The 18,278-nt window shown below is 59.5% G+C and carries 15 protein-coding genes; 12 read left to right on the top strand and 3 right to left on the bottom strand.

Going from position 1 to position 18,278, the window contains the following annotated elements; all coding sequences use genetic code 11:
• Nucleotides 1–75: 75 nt before the first annotated feature.
• From AC1D35_RS27750 to AC1D35_RS27740, 3 genes are read left to right on the top strand one after another with little or no spacing between them, the layout of a single operon-like run.
• The gene (locus AC1D35_RS27750; protein WP_113300342.1) at nt 76–1,014 is read left to right on the top strand and encodes a carbohydrate ABC transporter permease; all 939 of its coding nucleotides are present in this window, start codon (nt 76–78) and stop codon (nt 1,012–1,014) included.
• The gene (locus tag AC1D35_RS27745; RefSeq protein WP_115037551.1) at nt 1,007–1,855 is read left to right on the top strand and encodes a carbohydrate ABC transporter permease; all 849 of its coding nucleotides are present in this window, start codon (nt 1,007–1,009) and stop codon (nt 1,853–1,855) included. Before AC1D35_RS27750 ends, AC1D35_RS27745 begins: the two co-directional genes overlap by 8 nt.
• Nucleotides 1,856–1,878: 23 nt before the next feature.
• Nucleotides 1,879–2,952 (top strand): ABC transporter ATP-binding protein, encoded by a 1,074-nt coding sequence (locus AC1D35_RS27740; RefSeq protein ID WP_477851877.1) that lies wholly within the window; start codon nt 1,879–1,881, stop codon nt 2,950–2,952.
• 99 nt (nt 2,953–3,051) lie between these two features.
• Here AC1D35_RS27740 and AC1D35_RS27735 read toward each other — a convergent pair whose 3' ends face one another.
• Nucleotides 3,052–4,386 (bottom strand): dicarboxylate/amino acid:cation symporter, encoded by a 1,335-nt coding sequence (locus tag AC1D35_RS27735; RefSeq protein WP_113300339.1) that lies wholly within the window; start codon nt 4,384–4,386, stop codon nt 3,052–3,054.
• Nucleotides 4,387–4,592: 206 nt separating this feature from the next.
• Here AC1D35_RS27735 and AC1D35_RS27730 point away from each other — a divergent pair, with 206 nt between their 5' ends.
• The 7 genes from AC1D35_RS27730 to AC1D35_RS27700 all read left to right on the top strand — a co-directional run bounded on the left by AC1D35_RS27730 (nt 4,593) and on the right by AC1D35_RS27700 (nt 15,090).
• Nucleotides 4,593–6,470, top strand: coding sequence for a sensor histidine kinase (locus AC1D35_RS27730; RefSeq protein ID WP_477941117.1), 1,878 nt, complete (start codon nt 4,593–4,595; stop codon nt 6,468–6,470).
• Nucleotides 6,467–7,834 (top strand): sigma-54-dependent transcriptional regulator, encoded by a 1,368-nt coding sequence (locus AC1D35_RS27725; protein ID WP_477941116.1) that lies wholly within the window; start codon nt 6,467–6,469, stop codon nt 7,832–7,834. The genes AC1D35_RS27730 and AC1D35_RS27725 overlap by 4 nt, the downstream gene beginning before the upstream one ends.
• 133 nt (nt 7,835–7,967) lie before the next feature.
• On the top strand, nt 7,968–9,341 hold the full coding sequence (locus AC1D35_RS27720) for an FAD/NAD(P)-binding protein (protein WP_477941114.1): 1,374 nt from the start codon (nt 7,968–7,970) through the stop codon (nt 9,339–9,341).
• Nucleotides 9,342–9,714: 373 nt separating this feature from the next.
• Nucleotides 9,715–11,658, top strand: coding sequence for a PrkA family serine protein kinase (locus AC1D35_RS27715; protein WP_477851872.1), 1,944 nt, complete (start codon nt 9,715–9,717; stop codon nt 11,656–11,658).
• Nucleotides 11,659–11,695: 37 nt separating this feature from the next.
• On the top strand, nt 11,696–12,973 hold the full coding sequence (locus AC1D35_RS27710; RefSeq protein WP_477941111.1) for a YeaH/YhbH family protein: 1,278 nt from the start codon (nt 11,696–11,698) through the stop codon (nt 12,971–12,973).
• Nucleotides 12,970–14,535 (top strand): SpoVR family protein, encoded by a 1,566-nt coding sequence (locus AC1D35_RS27705; protein ID WP_477851870.1) that lies wholly within the window; start codon nt 12,970–12,972, stop codon nt 14,533–14,535. The genes AC1D35_RS27710 and AC1D35_RS27705 overlap by 4 nt, the downstream gene beginning before the upstream one ends.
• Nucleotides 14,536–14,658: 123 nt before the next feature.
• On the top strand, nt 14,659–15,090 hold the full coding sequence (locus tag AC1D35_RS27700) for a hypothetical protein (protein WP_113307464.1): 432 nt from the start codon (nt 14,659–14,661) through the stop codon (nt 15,088–15,090).
• A 24-nt stretch (nt 15,091–15,114) separates the two neighbouring features.
• Here AC1D35_RS27700 and AC1D35_RS27695 read toward each other — a convergent pair whose 3' ends face one another.
• Nucleotides 15,115–15,750 carry a glutathione S-transferase N-terminal domain-containing protein gene (locus tag AC1D35_RS27695; RefSeq protein WP_115037538.1) on the bottom strand — a complete coding sequence of 212 codons (636 nt, stop codon included), beginning with the start codon at nt 15,748–15,750 and terminating at the stop codon, nt 15,115–15,117.
• Nucleotides 15,751–15,758: 8 nt separating this feature from the next.
• Nucleotides 15,759–16,124: a metalloregulator ArsR/SmtB family transcription factor gene (locus AC1D35_RS27690; RefSeq protein WP_113300330.1), complete on the bottom strand. Its 366-nt coding sequence runs from the start codon at nt 16,122–16,124 to the stop codon at nt 15,759–15,761.
• A 215-nt stretch (nt 16,125–16,339) separates the two neighbouring features.
• On the opposite strand from AC1D35_RS27690, the gene AC1D35_RS27685 reads away from it, so the two are divergent.
• A complete protein-coding gene (locus AC1D35_RS27685) occupies nt 16,340–17,185 on the top strand; it encodes an ABC transporter substrate-binding protein (protein WP_477851869.1) in 846 nt (281 codons plus the stop codon).
• Between the two features lie 10 nt (nt 17,186–17,195).
• Nucleotides 17,196–18,278 (top strand): LLM class flavin-dependent oxidoreductase (locus AC1D35_RS27680; protein WP_477941108.1); only part of this gene is annotated, 1,083 nt, incomplete at its 3' end.

Genomic DNA, 18,278 nt, shown 5'->3' with positions numbered 1-18,278 from the left:
CCCGCAGACCTTCCCGGCGCTCTCGCCAGAAGCGGAGCGCCGGCATTGCTGCCGACGAGATACGAAAGCAGGAACATGGCCAATATTTCAGTCCTACCGACATCGAGTGCCGCAAGGCCGGCAAGACGAGCCGCAAACAGCAGGAGTTCGGTCGCACACGACCGGCTGACGGTGCTGCTGCTCTTTCTACCGCCGGCGCTGCTGCTCTTCACGCTCTTCGTCATCATGCCGATGGGCGAGGCGGCTTGGTACAGCCTTTACAAGTGGAACGGCTACGGCACGCCGACCGAGTTCATCGCGCTCCGCAATTTCCAGGTTCTATTCCGCAATGCAGCTTTCACCCAGGCGCTGGTCAATAACGGCCTGATCATCGTCATCTCGATCTGCATCCAGGTGCCTCTCGCCATCTGGCTGGCCACCATGCTTGCCCACCGCATTCCGGGGGTCGTCGGCTATCGCCTGATCTTCTTCCTGCCCTATGTGCTGGCGGACGTTGCCGCGGGCCTCATCTGGCGCTTCGTCTATGACGGCGATTACGGCCTGTTTGCCGCCATTTCCAACTTCTTCGGCTTTGCCAACCCTTACGTGCTCGCCGACAAGGACGTGGCGATCTATGCGGTGCTCGGGGTCATCGTCTGGAAATATTTCGGCTTTCACATGATGCTGTTCATCGCCGGCCTGCAATCCGTCGACAAGAGCGTGCTGGAGGCGGCCGAAATCGACGGCGCCACCGGCTGGCAGAAATTCCGCTACGTCACGCTGCCGCTGCTCGGTTCAACCCTGCGTCTCTCCATCTTCTTTGCCGTCGTCGGCTCGCTGCAGCTCTTCGACATGATCATGCCGCTGACCGGCGGCGGGCCGTCCAACTCCACCCAGACGATGGTCACCTTCCTCTACACCTATGGCGTCATGCGCATGCAGGTCGGCCTTGGCAGCGCCGTCGGCGTCGTGCTCTTCGTCATCTGCGTGACGCTCGCCTTCGGTTACAAAAGGATATTCATGCGCCATGACTGATATGAGCTCTTCCATCCGCATGAGCACGTCCACCCGCATCTATCTCTACGTATCGCTCAGCCTGATCGCGGCGATCGTGCTTGTGCCGCTGCTGACGACCGCGCTCGGCGGCTTCAAGACGCTGGGCGACCTGCGCACCAACCCATTCGGCCTGCCGACGGAATGGCAATGGTCGAACTACACGGACATTCTCTTCGGCGAACGTTACTGGCTGCAGATCGGCAATTCGCTTGTCATCGCAGCCCTCACGGTGCTTCTGACGCTGATCGTCTCGTCCATGGCGGCTTTCGCCTTTGCCCATGTCCGCTTCTTCGGCTCGTCCTTCCTGCTCAATTATTTCCTGCTCGGGCTGATGTTTCCGGCGGCGACTGCGATCCTGCCGCTCTTCATCCGCATCCGGGATCTCGGCCTGCTGAATACCTATTGGGGGGTGGTGCTGCCGCAGGTGGCCTTCGGTCTCGGCATGAGCATCCTGCTATTTCGCAACTATTTCCGCAACCTCCCGGAAGAATTGTTCCAGGCAGCCTTTGTCGACGGTTGCGGTTATCTGCGCTTCTTCTGGCATATCTCGCTGCCGCTTTCCCGCCCGATCGTCGCAACCGTCAGCATCATCTCCTTCGTCGGCAGCTGGAACAGCTACATCCTGCCGCTGATCATGCTGAACTCGGAATCCAAATATCCCTGGCCGCTCGGCATCATGGTCTATCGCGGCGAATACGGCACGGAGTGGCAATTGGTGCTGGCCTTCATCACGCTCACCATCCTGCCCACCATCATCGTCTTTTTCGTCGCCCAGAGACACATCATCGCCGGATTGACCGCCGGCGCCGTGAAGTCCTGAGCCGAGCCATTGGAGGTGTTATCATGGCATCTGTTTCACTGAACGATATTCGCAAGGCCTATGGCGCCGTCGACGTCATCCACGGCATTTCGCTTGACATCGAGGATGGGGAGTTCGTCGCCCTCGTCGGACCGTCCGGCTGTGGAAAATCGACGCTGCTGCGGATGATCGCCGGCCTGGAGGAGATCACGGACGGCGAGATCGCGATCGGCGGCGCTGTCGTCAACGGCATGACGCCCCGCGAACGCAACATCGCCATGGTCTTCCAGTCCTACGCGCTCTATCCGCATATGACGGTCGCGGAAAATATGGGTTTCAATCTGAAGCTCGCCGGTGTGGGGAAACCGCAGATCGAGGCCCGCGTCGCCGAGGCCGCCCGAATGCTGGATCTCGCCCAGCTTCTCGACCGCAAGCCGGCCCAGCTTTCCGGCGGCCAGCGCCAGCGTGTCGCCATGGGCCGCGCTATCGTGCGAAACCCTGCCGTCTTCCTGTTCGATGAGCCGCTGTCCAACCTCGATGCCAAGCTGCGTGTACAGATGCGCTCGGAAATCAAGACTTTGCACCAGAAGGTCAGGACAACCTCGATCTATGTCACGCACGACCAGATCGAGGCGATGACGCTTGCCGACCGTATCGTCGTGCTCAATCAGGGTAGGGTAGAGCAGCAAGGTACGCCGCTCGAACTCTACAGGAAACCGGCCAACCTCTTCGTTGCCGCATTCATCGGATCGCCGGCGATGAATATGCTCGACGGCACGGTGGACGGGGAAAACGGTCAGCCGGCCGCGCGTCTTTCGGATGGAACTGCCATCCGCATCGCTCCGGACCGCAAGGTCCGTCCCGGCCAGGCGGTGACTGTCGGCCTGCGCCCCGAGCATCTGACGCCTGATGGCAAAGAGGGAAACGTGCTTGCCGGGCAGACCCTGCTCGTCGAGCCAACCGGCGCCCAGACGCATGTCGTCTTCGATCTTGCCGGCCAATCTGTAACTGCCGTAGTGGATGGAGCTTATGCTGCCCGCTACGGCGCCCGTTTCGAGGCCAATATTGCCAGCGAACAGGTTCATATCTTCGACCGAGGCACCGGTCTCGCGCTTTGATTCGGAGAGATTGCTGGCGGCTGGGCGTGTCCCGGACCGTCGAAATCAAAAAATCCGCCGCCGATCGTATGATTGGCGGCGGATTTGTCTTGTCAGTGCCTATTCGGCGGGCTGTGCCGCCAGGGCAAGCAGATCGCTCTCATCCCGCAGGTCGCCCGCCATCGCGGCGGCAAAACGGGTCTGGTCGAGTTCGTTTTCCCAGCGGGCGACGACGATGGTTGCAACCGCATTGCCGACAAGGTTCGTCAGTGCCCGGCATTCCGACATGAAGCGGTCGATACCGAGGATGAGCGCCATGCCGGCGATCGGAACCGAGGGGACGACCGAGAGTGTCGCGGCAAGCGTGATGAAGCCGGCACCGGTGATACCTGCGGCACCCTTGGAGCTCAGCATGGCCACCAGAAGCAGCAGGATCTGGTCGCCGAAGCTCAGATGCGTATCCGTTGCCTGGGCGATGAAGAGCGCTGCCAGGGTCATATAGATGTTGGTGCCATCGAGATTGAAGGAATAGCCGGTCGGAATGACGAGGCCGACGACCGAGCGCTTGCAGCCGGCGCGCTCCATCTTGTTCATCAGACCGGGCAGGGCGGCTTCCGACGACGACGTGCCGAGCACCAGCAGCAGTTCTTCCTTGATATAGCGGAGCAGCGCCAGGATGGAGAAGCCGTTGTAGCGGGCGACTGCGCCGAGCACGACCAGCACGAAGAGCAGCGACGTCAGATAGAAGGTGCCGATCAGGAAGGCGAGGTTGGCGATCGCGCCGATACCATATTTACCGATGGTGAAGGCCATGGCGCCAAAGGCACCGATCGGCGCGAACTTCATCAGGATCGCGACGAGGCGGAAGACCGGAGCGGTCAGAACCTGGAAGAAGTCGAGCACCGGTTTGCCGCGCTCGCCGACGGAGCCGAGCGCGATGCCGAAGACGACCGAGAAGAACAGCACCTGCAGAATGTCGCCCTTGGCGAAGGCGCCGACGATCGTATCCGGGATGATGTTCATCAGGAAGCCGACGATCGTCGCATCATGGGCCTGGGCGGCATAATTGTTGACCGCCTTCGTATCCAGCGTCGCCGGATCGATATGCATGCCGGCGCCGGGCTGCAACACGTTGGAAACGACGAGGCCGACGACAAGCGCCAGCGTCGAGAAGACGAGGAAATAACCGAGCGCCTTGCCGACCACGCGGCCGAACTTCTTGAGATCAGACATTCCGGCAATGCCGGTGGTGACAGTCAGGAAAATGACCGGCGCGATCACCATGCGCACGAGCTTGATGAAGGCATCTCCGAGCGGCTGCAGCGAAGCGCCGAGGGAAGGATAGAAATGGCCAAGCAGAATGCCGGCGGCGATGGCGGCAAGCACCTGCACATACAGGTGCCGGTAAAAGGGAGTTTTGCCGCGCGCTTCGGCGGCATTCATTGCGATATCCATGGTATCCTCCGCTATGCCGAGCGCCAAATAGGCGGCGGGCAAGTCATGATGGTCAAACAGCCTCCCGACTGCTGAGTACGCAGTTGCAACGCGCGTGCCAGTTTCCCAAATGGGGATAAGTGTTTGATATTATTATTGGAGCAATGGAGAATTCGGTTCAAAGGTGCGGAATTTCGCACAAAGTGATTTGCCGATCGTGCGAAAACATGCACAATGTTGCTATGCTCCAGCTGACCGCATCCGAACGTTTCCTGACGCCTGAGCAGCTACGCCGGCGCGCCCGGTCCTTCTGGCTGATCTTCGTAGCGCTCGCTGCGGTATTGATCGGAATGGCACTTTATGGCGCCGGCATTTATGGCCGCCTGCAGGCCATTGCAGCACTGGAGGATCAGGGGCAGACGGATGCCAATCTCAAGGTGGCGTTGCTGCGCGCCGTGCTCGAAGGGCCGCGGGCTCTGCCGCTCCTCCTTGCAGATGATCAGCAGGTGCGTGACGCTTTGTCATCAGAACGGAATGACGCCGTCATTGGGCTCGACCGCAAGCTCGGGAGCCTCGTTACCGGCACCCGTGCCTCGGTTCTTTATGTGACCGGCAAGAACGGCGTCGCGATTGCTTCCAGCAACTGGCAGGAACCCTTGAGCTTTGTCGGCAACGACTATTCCTTCCGTGATTATTTCCGCCGCGCGATGGAGACGGGCACGGCGGAGCATTTCGCTCTTGGCAATGTCAGCAACAAGCCCGGTCTTTATATTTCCCGACGGGTGGGGGATGCGGCGGCACCGCTCGGCGTCGTCGTCGTCAAGATGGAGTTCGACCAGCTGGAATCCGACTGGCGCGACGCAGCCCGGCCGGCCTATGTCACCGATGAGCATGGGGTCGTGCTGATCACCAGTCTGCCCTCATGGCGCTTCATGACAACGAAACTCCTGCCGCAGGACAGCGTCGCGGCGATCAGGAGCAGCCTGCAATTCGGCGAGGCGCCGCTGGTGCCATTGCCGATTGTCGAGAGGCAGGCGCTGAGGCCCGGGGCGGCAATCGTGCATGCCATCCTGCCGGGAGGCGGGGAGGACGAGTTCCTGCGGCTGCGCACGGACGTGCCTTCGACCTCATGGCAACTCGAATATCTGGTGCCGACCCAAGCGCCGGTGGCCTCTTCCGTGCGCGAATGGCGGTTACTGACGTTGGCCGGCCTCATTCCGGTGCTTGCGATCATGACCTTCCTGCTGCGCCGTCGCCAGGTCGCCGTCATGCGCATTGCGACCGAGCGGGCCGCGCGCGAAGAGCTTGAGCGACGGGTGCTGGAGCGGACGGACGATCTCAGCCGCGCCCGCGACCGGCTGCAGGCGGAGATATCGGATCACCGCGCGACCGAAGCCAGGTTGCAGGTGGTTCAGCAGGAACTTGTGCAGGCAAACCGCCTGGCGATTCTCGGGCAGGTCGCTGCCGGCGTGGCGCACGAGATCAATCAGCCGGTGGCGACCATCCGCGCCTATGCCGACAATGCCCGCACTTTCCTCAAACGCCAGCAGCCGGGCTCGGCCGATGACAATCTCGATGCGATTGCCGGCCTGACGGAGCGTATAGGAACCATCACCGAGGAGCTTAAAGCCTTTGCCCGCAAGGGTCGGACTGCGGCGGAGCCAGTGGAACTGCGGGCCGTTATCGAAGGCGCGCTCGTGTTGCTACGTAGCCGTTTTGCCGGCCGGCTCGACGCGCTTGATATCAGGCTGCCGCCGGCCGATCTGAAGGTGAGTGGAAACCGCATCCGTCTGGAGCAGGTGCTGATCAACCTCTTCCAGAATGCACTGGAAGCGCTGGACGGCAGGGAGGGAGCAAAGGTCGATATCTTCTGCGAGGAGACGGACAGCGCGGTGGCGGTGACTGTCGCAGACAACGGTCCCGGCATATCGGAAGACATCCTCGGCTCACTCTTTTCGCCCTTCAACACCTCGAAGGAACAGGGCCTCGGCCTCGGGCTGGTCATCTCCAAGGATATCGTTTCCGACTACGGTGGCCGCATCGACGTCGAAAGCAATGCGTGCGGCACACGCTTTACTATCCATCTGCAGAAAGCACAGGCATGAGCGATATGATCCCGGTCTTCCTTATCGATGACGACAAGGATCTCCTGAAGGCGACGAAGCAGACGCTGGAGCTTGCCGGTTTCTCCGTTTCGACCTTTTCTGCCGCTACGGAAGCATTGAAGGAGCTGAATCCGGAATTCTCCGGTGTCGTCGTGTCCGATATCCGCATGCCCCAGGTCGACGGGCTGCAACTCTTCGACCGCATACGGCAACTGGACCAAGACCTGCCGGTGATCCTGATCACCGGGCACGGCGATATCCCGATGGCCGTAAAGGCGATCCASGATGGCGTCTATGATTTCATCACCAAGCCCTTCGCCGCGGATCGGCTGGCGCAGAGCGTGCATCGGGCGGCTGAAAAGCGCGGGCTCGTGCTCGACAATCGCTCGCTTCGCGAGGCAGCCGAACAGGCCCAGGGAGACCTGCCACTGATCGGCCAGACACCGGCCATGGAGCGCCTGCGACGGACGCTCCGGCAGATCGCCGACACGGATGTCGACGTGCTGGTAACCGGCGAAACCGGCAGCGGCAAGGAGGTGGTGGCGAGCCTGCTGCACCGCTGGAGCCGCCGGGCAAAGGGCAATTTTGTGGCGCTGAACTGCGGCGCCCTGCCAGAAACGGTGATCGAAAGCGAGCTCTTCGGCCACGAGGCGGGTGCATTCACCGGCGCCCAGAAGAAGCGCATCGGCCGCATCGAACATTCGAGCGGCGGGACGCTCTTCCTCGACGAAATTGAGAGCATGCCGGCTTCCGCACAGGTGCAGATGCTGCGTGTGCTGGAAATGCGCGAAGTCATGCCGCTTGGCACCAACGAGGTCCGGCCCGTCGACTTGCGTGTCGTGGCCGCCTCCAAGGTCGATCTCGGCAATCCGCGTGAACGCGGTGATTTTCGTGAGGATCTCTACTATCGCCTCAATGTCGTGACGATCAGCATCCCACCCTTGCGGGACCGGCGCGATGATATCCCGCTTCTCTTTGCCCACTTCACCGAACGCGCCGCCAACCGCTTCAGGCGTCCGGTGCCCCCGGCTTTGCCAGAACTGCATCGTCATCTGAAAGGGCATGATTGGCCGGGAAATGTGCGCGAGCTCTCGCATTTTGCCGAGCGATTCGTGCTTGGCCTTGAAACTACGCCGGCGGAGCCCGAGCAAAACGGGGGAGAGGACAAACAGGCCTTCCTGCCTCTGCCGGCGAGGATCGATCGCTATGAGGCAGATATCATCCGCGAGACACTGATCCGCAATGAGGGCGACGTACGCCGGACCATCGAAACACTCGGCATCCCGCGCAAGACCTTTTATGACAAGCTGCAGCGCCATGGTATCGAACGGGCAGCTTTCAGCCCTTCGAAGGCGGATGGCTGAGATGCCGGCATTTGCCAGCAGCGGAAAACGGGCCCGGAATAAACACTTGAAGCGGCGATGCTTCGGACCGTGACAACTCGTCGTCCTGCGCTAGATTGATCAGTGCTCATGCGGCCAATCATGGAATGAACGCTTGATTTATGATGTTGTTGTCGTCGGTTCCGGCTTCTCTGCGATAGCAGTCGTCTGCAATCTTGTCCGGAAACTTCCGCCGACGGCGTCCATCGCCGTCATCGGTGACGATCCGGGCTTCGGCAGAGGCACGGCCTATCGCACCGAAATGCATCTCCACCGCCTGAACGTTCCGGCAGCGCGAATGAGCCTCTTTACGGACAGACCAGCCGACTTCGTGGAATGGCTTGGTCGCAAGAACCGGCCGTCGCGGGATGCCGATTTTGCCTCGCGCAGCGATTATGGCCTTTATGTCAGGGACACGCTCGCAGATCTCCTGCGGCATCAAGCCCGTTGCCGCGTCGATTTCATCAGGTCCAAGGCCACAGGCTGTGTCGAACGCTATACGGGCGCGCTCGGCTTCCTGCTGGAACACGGCGGGGAAATCGCCGGTCGCCAGGTCGTACTCTGTCTCGGATTGGGCAATGCGAAATTGCCTGTCGATGTTACAGGTCTCAGTCTTGGTACGCGTTCGCATGTCATTGACAATCCCTGGCGCCTGTCCTGGCTGACACGGGTCGGTCCGCAGGACCGCGTCTGTATCCTGGGTTCGGGCCTTACCATGATCGATCAGGTTCTTGGGCTTCGCTCACACGGACATCGCGGTCATATCGATGTTCTCTCGCGACGCGGACTTGCACCGCACGGACATGCGCGCGATCCCAAACCGCCAGCAATCGTCGAGATCGATACAAAGACAGCGACGCTTAGCCAGATCCTGCGAGGGATCCGGAGGCAGGTCCGATCCGGAACTCCATGGCGAAGCGTCATGGATGGGCTGCGGCCGAGAACGCAGGCGATCTGGCAAGGTCTTGCACCCGCGGAGCGGTCGCGCTTTCTGCGGCATGCCCTGCCATGGTGGAATGTCTACCGTCATCGCGTAGCGCCGGACATTTATGACAGTTTTCAGCGTTTGAGACACCAGGGCGTCATCGCATTTCACGCCGGCTATCTCAAAACGCTCACCGACGCCGGCGAAGGGATTGATATCGAATATCGCAAGAGAGGAAGCAGTAGGATCGATATCCTTAATGTGGATTGGATCGTCAATTGCACCGGTATGGAACGTGCCGGGCTGRCGCATTCGCCGCTATTGCAGGAGATGCGCCGGCAAGGCTTCGTCGCCGCCGATCCGCTTGGCCTCGGAATCTCTGTCGACCGGAATTCGAAGGCGTTGAATTCTGAGGGTGTGGTGCAAACGAACCTCTATGCCGTCGGCGCTCTGACGGCCGGTCAGTTCTGGGAAATCACCGCCGTGCCCGATATCCGCACGCAAGCCGAACAGGTCGCAACAGAGTTAGCCATCTCAAACGAGGCACGGTCGCAAATTCTATAGGTTGTGCCGACGGATTGATTTCTATCTAATATTGTCTTTTTCGGCAGGGTCTTCTAACAAGCGCACAGGCCAGCGGCGAATCAGATTGTGCTTATTCAGGGCGTCACGTGTTCACGTCATTGGAATGACAGTGGATTGGCATTCTCGCAAAACCGCGCGCGAATAATACTCCTGGCGCAGATTCAAAGCTATAGAGCCGGTAAATTTTCAGAGATCAAATCGACGGGCTGCCCGCACTTTTTTGTGTAGCGATGCCGGAATGGCAGCCACGTCTTATTTCCGTCTCGGGAGCCCTTGATCTTTCGTAACATTGGCGCACCATCTTACTTAGCGAAGGCGAAAATCGCTGAGGCAGACCTTTATAGGAGGGCCTATGCTGACCAATTCCCTATTCGATGCGTTCACGCGTAACTATGAGTCTCGCCGCGAGACGGACATGTCTGTCGCGGACTATCTGGCATTATGCAAGAAAGATCCGATGGCCTATGCCAATGCCACCGAGCGCCTCCTCGACGCAATTGGCGAACCAGAAATCATCGATACAGCAAAGGATTCGAGGCTCGGCAGGGTCTTCATGAACAGGACCATCCGAACCTATCCGGCCTTTGCAGGCTTCTTCGGGATGGAAGAGACGATCGAGCGGATCGTATCCTTCTTCCGCCACGCTGCCCAGGGCCTCGAAGAGCGCAAGCAGATCCTTTATCTGCTCGGCCCTGTCGGCGGCGGTAAGTCTTCGCTTGCCGAGCGCCTGAAGCAGCTCATGGAGATCAATCCCATCTATGTGCTGAAGGCCGGTGACGACTTGAGCCCGGTCTTCGAAAGCCCCCTCAACCTCTTCGATCCCCTGACCATGGGGCCGTTGTTGCTAGAGCAATACGGCATTCCAACCCGCCGCCTCAGCGGCTTGATGAGCCCATGGTGCCTCAAGCGCCTCGACGAGTTCGACGGCGATATCTCACGCTTCCGCGTCGTGAAAATCCAGCCGTCCCGACTTCGCCAGATCGCGATCGCCAAGACCGAACCGGGTGATGAGAACAACCAGGACGTCTCATCGCTGGTCGGCAAGGTCGATATCCGCAAGCTTGAGCACTATTCGCAGAACGACCCCGATGCCTACAGCTATTCCGGCGGTCTCAACCGCGCCAATCAGGGCGTGCTGGAATTCGTCGAAATGTTCAAGGCGCCGATCAAGATGCTGCATCCGCTGCTGACGGCGACGCAGGAAAGCAATTACATGGGCACCGAGAATATTGGTGCGATCCCGTTCTCGGGCATCATCCTTGCCCATTCGAACGAAGCGGAATGGCAGAGCTTCAAGGCCAACAAGAACAATGAAGCCTTCATCGACCGCATTTGCGTCATCAAGGTTCCCTACTGCCTCAGGGCCATGGAGGAGCAGAAGATCTACGAGAAGCTGATCGAAGGGTCGGAACTTGCGAGTGCGCCATGTGCTCCGGCGACATTGGAAATGCTTGCCCGTTTCTCGGTCCTGTCACGACTTCGCAAGCACGAGAATTCAAATCTCTTTTCGAAGATGCGTGCCTATGACGGCGAAAGCCTGAAGGAAACCGATCCGCGCGCCAGAAGCGTGCAGGAATATCGGGATGCTGCCGGCGTCGACGAGGGCATGGACGGAATATCGACACGTTTTGCCTTTAAGGTTCTAGCGTCGACATTCAACCACGACACGACGGATATCGGTGCCGATCCGGTGCATCTGATGTATGTCCTGGAACAGGCTATCCGCCGCGAGCAGTTTTCCGAGGAGACGGAAAAGCGCTACATGGAGTTCATCAAGGCAGAACTGGCACCGCGCTATGCGGAATTCATCGGCAACGAGATTCAGAAGGCCTATCTGGAATCCTATTCCGACTATGGTCAGAATCTCTTCGATCGTTACGTCGACTATGCCGATGCCTGGATCGAGGACACCGATTTCAAGGATCCGGATACCGGGCAGATGCTCGACCGCGAACTTCTGAACCAGGAATTGACGAAGATCGAAAAGCCGGCGGGTATCGCCAACCCAAAGGACTTCCGCAACGAGATCGTCAAGTTCTGCCTCAGGTCGCGCGCCGCCAATGGCGGCAGGAACCCATCCTGGACGAGTTATGAAAAAATTCGGGAAGTGATCGAAAAGCGAATGTTTTCGCAGGTCGAGGATCTGTTGCCGGTCATTTCCTTCGGGTCGAAGAAGGATAGCGAAACCGAAAAGAAACACAGTGAATTCGTCTCGCGCATGGTGGCGCGGGATTATACCGAACGGCAGGTTCGCCGGCTGGTGGAGTGGTACATGCGCGTCAAGCAGGCGAGTTAGGTAGGTTGTCCGAGCGAGTACCCATGTAGGAGCAAACATGCACATCATTGACCGGCGGCTTAATCCGCGCGGTAAAAGTCTAGAAAATCGACAACGGTTTCTACGGCGTGCCAAGGACGCCGTCGGGCAAGCGGTAAAACAATCTTTGCAGAACCGCTCCATTCGCGATGTGCTTGATGGGGGCGAGGTCACTCTTCCGATAGGCGGCATGGCCGAACCGGGCCTTCACCGGGGCGGAGGGGGAATTCAGGATCGCATCCTTCCGGGCAACCAGAAATTCGTCGAGGGCGATTTCATCAGGCGTCCGCCGGCTTCAGGCGGCGGACGTTCGTCAGAGGCGGGGGAAGGCGATGGCGAAGACGGCTTCCGCTTCGTGCTTACCCGGCAGGAATTTCTCAACRTCTTCCTAGAGGATCTGGAATTGCCTGACCTCGCCAAGCGCAGGCTGAGCGAGACCGAGGAAGTGACGCCGCAAAGGGCCGGTTTTTCCGTCTCCGGTTCTCCTTCCAATATAGCCGTCGGGCGCACCACACGCCTTGCCATGATGCGGCGCCTGGCACTTCACCGGCCGAAGGCAGAGGAAATAGAAGCGCTCCAGAAGCAGATCGACGAATGCGACGACGCGGAGGAGCGTCTTGCCCTGGAAGAGAAGCTGAAAACGCTGACCATCAAGAGCAAGCGCATCCCCTATATCGATCCGCTGGACGTGCGCTATCGGCGATTTGAAAACACGCCGAAACCTGTCGTGAAGGCGGTGATGTTCTGCCTCATGGACGTGTCCGGTTCCATGAGCGAGCATATGAAGGATCTCGCCAAGCGCTTTTACCTGCTTCTCTATCTCTTCCTGTCGCAGCGCTATGAAAAGGTGGAGATCGTCTTCATCCGGCATACGGAAAAGGCCGAGGAAGTCGATGAGGAAACCTTCTTCTACAGCCCGGCGACAGGCGGCACGCTGGTATCCAGCGCACTTGCCGCGATGCGCTCGATCGTTGCCGCGCGCTTCGATGCCACTGAGTGGAATATCTATGCGGCGCAGGCTTCGGATGGCGATAATTCTTATTCCGACGGCGCTCTGACCGGCCAACTCCTGCAGCAGGAAATTCTGCCTGTCTGCCAATATTTCGCCTATATCGAGGTTGGTGAGGAAGGCGGCGATTCCTCGATTTCGAGATCGCCTCTTTGGGCGCTTTACAATGAGATCCGGTCCGACGGGCTTCCGCTTGCCATGCGCAAGGTCTGCCGCAAGAACGAGATCTTTCCGGTCTTCCATGACCTGTTTCAGAAGAAAACCGCCAAGGCAGGGGCTACGCCATGAAGACCAGCACTCGGCATAAGGAAAAGCTGCTGTTTGAAGGCGCGGACTGGGATTTCCCCACCCTGCAGCGCATTCATGACGCCTGTGAAGATATTGCTCTCGGCGAACTGGGACTCGATGTCTATCCGAACCAGATCGAGGTCATCACATCGGAACAGATGCTCGATGCCTATTCCTCGACGGGCATGCCGCTCTTCTATCGCCACTGGTCCTTCGGCAAGCATTTTGCTCATCACGAAGCCTTCTACCGCCGCGGGATGCGCGACCTCGCTTATGAGATCGTCATCAACAGTTCGCCCTGCATCTCCTATCTGATGGAGGAGAACACGGCGACCATGCAGACGCTGGTTATTGCACACGCCGCGTTCGGCCATAACCACTTCTTCAAGAACAACTATCTGTTCAAGCTCTGGACCGATGCCGAGGGCATCCTCGATTATCTCGACTTCGCCAAGAGCTATATTTCCCGCTGCGAAGAACGATATGGCGAAGTGGCCGTCGAACGCACGCTCGATGCCGCCCATGCGCTGATGTCCCACGGCGTGCACCGCTATGCCGGCAAGACAACGGTGGATCTCAGGCTGGAGGAAAAGCGGCTACAGGAGCGTCGCGCTCACGAGGAGAAGATCTTCAACGATCTCTGGCGCACCGTGCCCGCTGGTCTCAAGCGCAGCAAATCCGACCGCGATTTGGAGCGCAGACGTGCGGCTCTTGGCTTGCCGCAGGACAATATCCTCTACTTCCTCGAAAAATCGGCGCCCCGGCTCCATTCCTGGCAGCGGGAGATATTGCGCATCGTGCGCCACGTCGCCCAGTATTTTCATCCACAGCGCCAGACCAAGGTGATGAACGAGGGAACCGCCACCTACGTCCATTACAAGATCATGCAGCGCCTGCACGAGCGCGGGCAGCTCAGCGACGGCAACTATTTCGAATTTCTGAAATCGCATACGAATGTCGTCTTCCAGCCGATGTACGACGATCGGCGTTTCTCGGGCTTCAATCCCTATGCGCTGGGTTTTGCGATGATGCAGGATATCGAGCGCATCGTGACGGAGCCGACCGGGGAAGACCGCGAATGGTTTCCCGATATCGCCGGGCGGGGCGATCATATGGCCGTCCTGCGCGATATCTGGGCCAATTATCGCGACGAGAGCTTCGTCAGCCAGTTCCTGAGCCCGAGCCTCATGCGGCGGTGGCGCATGTTCCAGCTCCACGATGATCCGGAGGTTCAGGAAGGTATTCTGGTTTCGGCGATCCATGACGAGCGCGGTTATCGACGCATCCGCCGGCAGCTCTCCCGCGGCTACGACATAGGCCACACCGACCCGGCTATCGAAATCGTCGACGTCGATCTGGCCGGCGACCGCAGATTGCTGTTGCAGCACCGGGCCAGCAATGACGAGTTCCTGGAAGAGGAGGATCTGAAGCTCGTCCTGCAACACCTAGCCGATCTCTGGACCTACGATGTTCTCCTGGAGGAGCTCGACAGCAAGGACAACATCGTCAGGAAACATGTCGCCCATCCGCGCACCTTTGCAAGACAAAGCGAATTTGCCTGAATGGGCGTGATTTCGCCTGCGTCTGGGAGGCAAGATTCTCCAAACGTGATTGGACAGGCAGCGCAGTTGGTATCAACCTTCAGATTGGGGGCGTGCAGTCTATTTTCCAAATAGGAGRCCGCCATGGAACAATACGCAGTCGATCAGCTTAAGGCTATAGCCAAGGTCAGCCGTACCACTCCACAACTGTCTCGCGCAGAGCGCTTGGACCGGTGGGCGGCGCTCCTGGAAGGCGATTCCGCGCGTTCGCTCGTTACCCTTCGGGAAACCGAATATCTGCCCCGCGACCAGCGGATGATGATGAGGATCGCCGGCTCGCCCATATCCGTAGCCTATGCCGATCCGGTTCTGCGTGCCGCGGGTCTTGAGGGCGATACCTATGGGGATGCCCAGAGCTTCTTCGATCTTAACGATCGACAGCTGCACGGGCTCGTCTGCTCCTGCCATTTCGGAGCACAGGTCGATGCGGGTGTCGTCGCCCGCCATCTGAGAGCGACGTCTATATCCGGCTTCAAGGGCATCGTGGCGCGCATGCGGCTGCTTTTCACGCGATAGGCTGACGGCCAACAATTTTGGCGATTAGAGACCTGGCAGCGGAACCGGGCCGGTGAAATGCGGCACTTCGTAGCCGCGTTTCACCTGCGGCCGGGCGGCAAGCTGCAGATACCATCGGCGAACATTCGGGAAGTCGCTGAGGTCGATCTTGTGGCGCATAAAGCGCGAGACCCAGGGCCAGACGGCCATGTCGGCGATGGAATAGTCATCGACGAGGTGCTCCCGGCCATCCAGCCGTGCGTCGAGCGTTTCATAGAGCCTGATGGTGTCCCGGCGGAAAAGCGCCTCGGCGAAGGGTGCGCGGCCTTCATTGTAGGTCAGAAAATAGTGCGCATGGCCGAGTGTCGGGCCGAAGCCGCCCATCTGCCACATCAGCCATTCGATGGTGTGATGGCGCGCAGCGCCTTCGCGCGGCAGGAACCGGCCGGTCTTTTCGGCGAGATAGAGGAGAATAGCTCCGGATTCGGCAAGCGTGATGCCGGTCTCGTGGTCGACGATGGCTGGGATCTTGCTGCCGGGATTGATCGCCAAGTAGCCGGCGGAAAACTGATCGCCTCTGGTGATATCGATCGTGTGGGTCTTGTAGGGAAGGCCGAATTCCTCGAGCGCAATCGATATCTTCAGGCCGTTCGGCGTAATCCAGGTATAGAAATCGATCATCTGGACGGTCAGTCGAACATCACTTCATCGACCGGCAATTTTGCCATGCCGAAACGGCCGGTGACGTCGTCGAGGCCGGAGAACATGTCCCGCAACGCGTGGACAATGGTTTCGACGTTCGGATCGACGACGCGATAGACGATTGCCTTGCCCTCGCGGCGTCCTTCGATGACACCGGCTTCGCGCAATTCCGTAAGTTGCTGCGAAAGCGTCGGCTGGCGGATCCCGAGTTCTTCCTCCAGCGCCGAAACGGACGCTTCGGTTTCCATCAGGTAACAGACGATCGCCAGCCGGTTCGCATTGGCGATTAGCTTCAGAAGTTCGCTCGCTTCGCCGACGCTTCGGCAGACCCTCGATGATACGGGCTTGGTCATGGCCACCTCTTTTGTTCTACAAAAAAGTAAAGTGAGCTCGTCGAAATTTCAATGMCGAGCCTACCGACAGGGATGGTTGCGGCAGAAGATTTTATTATCGGTAGATTTTATAGGTTTTTGATTTGGTTTCATGCCGCTTCTCGGGACGACATTTCTCGCCATCAATTTATAAAAAAGTAGATTGAATGCAATGACAATTCTTGAGCGGAATGAAGATGAGAATCGGCGTTCACCCCTACAATCTCCACCTGCGGCTCGCCAGCGTCTGGCCCGGTGCCTTTGCGGGTCTCGATCCCATCTTCGTTCCCTATAGTGAAGGTCGTGATACAGCGTCCTTGCTCGAAAGCGGCGCCATCCATTTCGGCGGAACGGGCTCGACGCCACCGATCGAGGCGGATGCCCGTGGCCTCGGTGTCGAATATGTCGCCGCATCCGCGCCCCGACCTGCCAATGGCGCGATCTTCGTGCGTGCCGCCAGTGATATCGGCTCCGTTGCCGATCTTGCGGGGCGCAAAATTTCGCTGATCGACGGTTCGTTTCATACCTATCTGCTGGCCCGCAGCCTTGAGGGTGAGGGCCTTGCGCTTGAGGACGTCGAACGCATCGAAAGCGGCACGCGGGATTCCCTGACGGAATTGCTTGAGGGCAGGGTGGATGCCTGGGTTGCCATGTCTCCGCGGCTGGAGAAGGCGATCGGCCGCACCGATCTCCGCCTCATCGTCCATTGCGGCGCGACCATTCCCAATCGGTCGCTGTTCTGGAGCCTTGCTCGCATCGGGCTCTCTCCCGCCGAAATCGCCGGTATCGCCTCGGAGCTTGCCCGGGTTGGCCGCGAGATTACTGCGGACCCGGTGAGGGCGGCTCATCTTCTGGCGGAAAACGACCGCAGCGGCACCGATGCCGAAGCCTGGGAGCGGGTGGTGCGCTCGCGCGATTTCTCGGTCGTGCCGATCGATGCAGCAGTGCTTGCCGAGCAGCAGGAAGAGGCAGACACGCTTTTCCGCCATGGCCATTTTGATCGCGCGGTCGCCATTGTCGGGCCGCTGGAAGCAACGAAGTGAGGAGCCGGGGATGAACGTCTTCTGGTATATGTGCGCGCCTGACGGCGCTTATCCGTGGCAGCCGGAAGGCTCCCGTCAGGTCGATTACGGCTATTACAAGCAACTCGCCCAGGCCTATGACCACCTGGGTTATACCGGTGCGCTGTTTGCGACCGGTGCTCACGATGTCTGGGTGCTGGCAAGTGCGCTGCTCTCCTATACCGAAAGGCTGCGTTTCCTCGTCGCTATTCATCCGGGGCTCGTCGCGCCGACGCTGCTTGCCAAGATGGCAGCGACTTTCCAGGAATTTGCCCGCGGGCGTCTGCTGATCAATGTCGTTTCCGGCGACGCCAAGATGCTCGGCGCTTACGGCATGATGCTGCCGCATGACCAACGCTACGACATGGCGGATGAATATCTGCAGCTCTGGCATCGTCTCTTTGCCGGCGAAAGCGTTACCCATCAGGGCAAGTACTTTTCCACCGACGGCGCCAAGCTTGCCTTGCCCGTTGGCGAAAGCATCGCCCCGCCGCCGCTCTGGTTCGGCGGCTCCTCCGAGAAGGCGCTCGATGTCGCGGCAAAGCACGTCGATACCTATCTTTCCTGGGGCGAAACGCCCGACCAGATCAAGGACAAGGTAGAGGCCGTGAAGGCGCGTGCGGCCCACTACGAGCGTGAGCTCGAATATGGCATCCGCCTCTACGTGATCGTCCGCGATACCGACGAGAAGGCGTGGGAAGCTGCCGCCGACCTCTACAGCCGCATGGACGATGCCGCAATTGCCGCCAATCAGCGCTTCATCGCCCGCAGCGATTCCGTCGGCCAGCAGCGCATGACGGCTCTGCATGGAGGCCTGAAGCCAGCCAACCTGCGTGATCTCGAAGTCGCCCCGAACCTCTGGGCCGGCATCGGTCTCGTGCGGCCCGGCCCCGGGACGGCAATTGTCGGCTCACCGGATACCGTGCTGCGTACGCTAGAGGCCTATCAGAAGGCTGGCGTGGAAACCTTTATTCTTTCCGGCATGCCCCTGCTTGAGGARGCCTATCGTTTCGGCGAAAAGGTTCTGCCGCGTCTCGATGTCAGCAGGGAAGTGTCGAAGGCGCGCAACTACACC

The sequence above is a fragment of the Rhizobium sp. P1_E6 genome (assembly GCF_056405875.1).
Note: the sequence above shows the minus strand (reverse complement) of the source record. Positions and strands in the feature narration are given on the sequence as shown.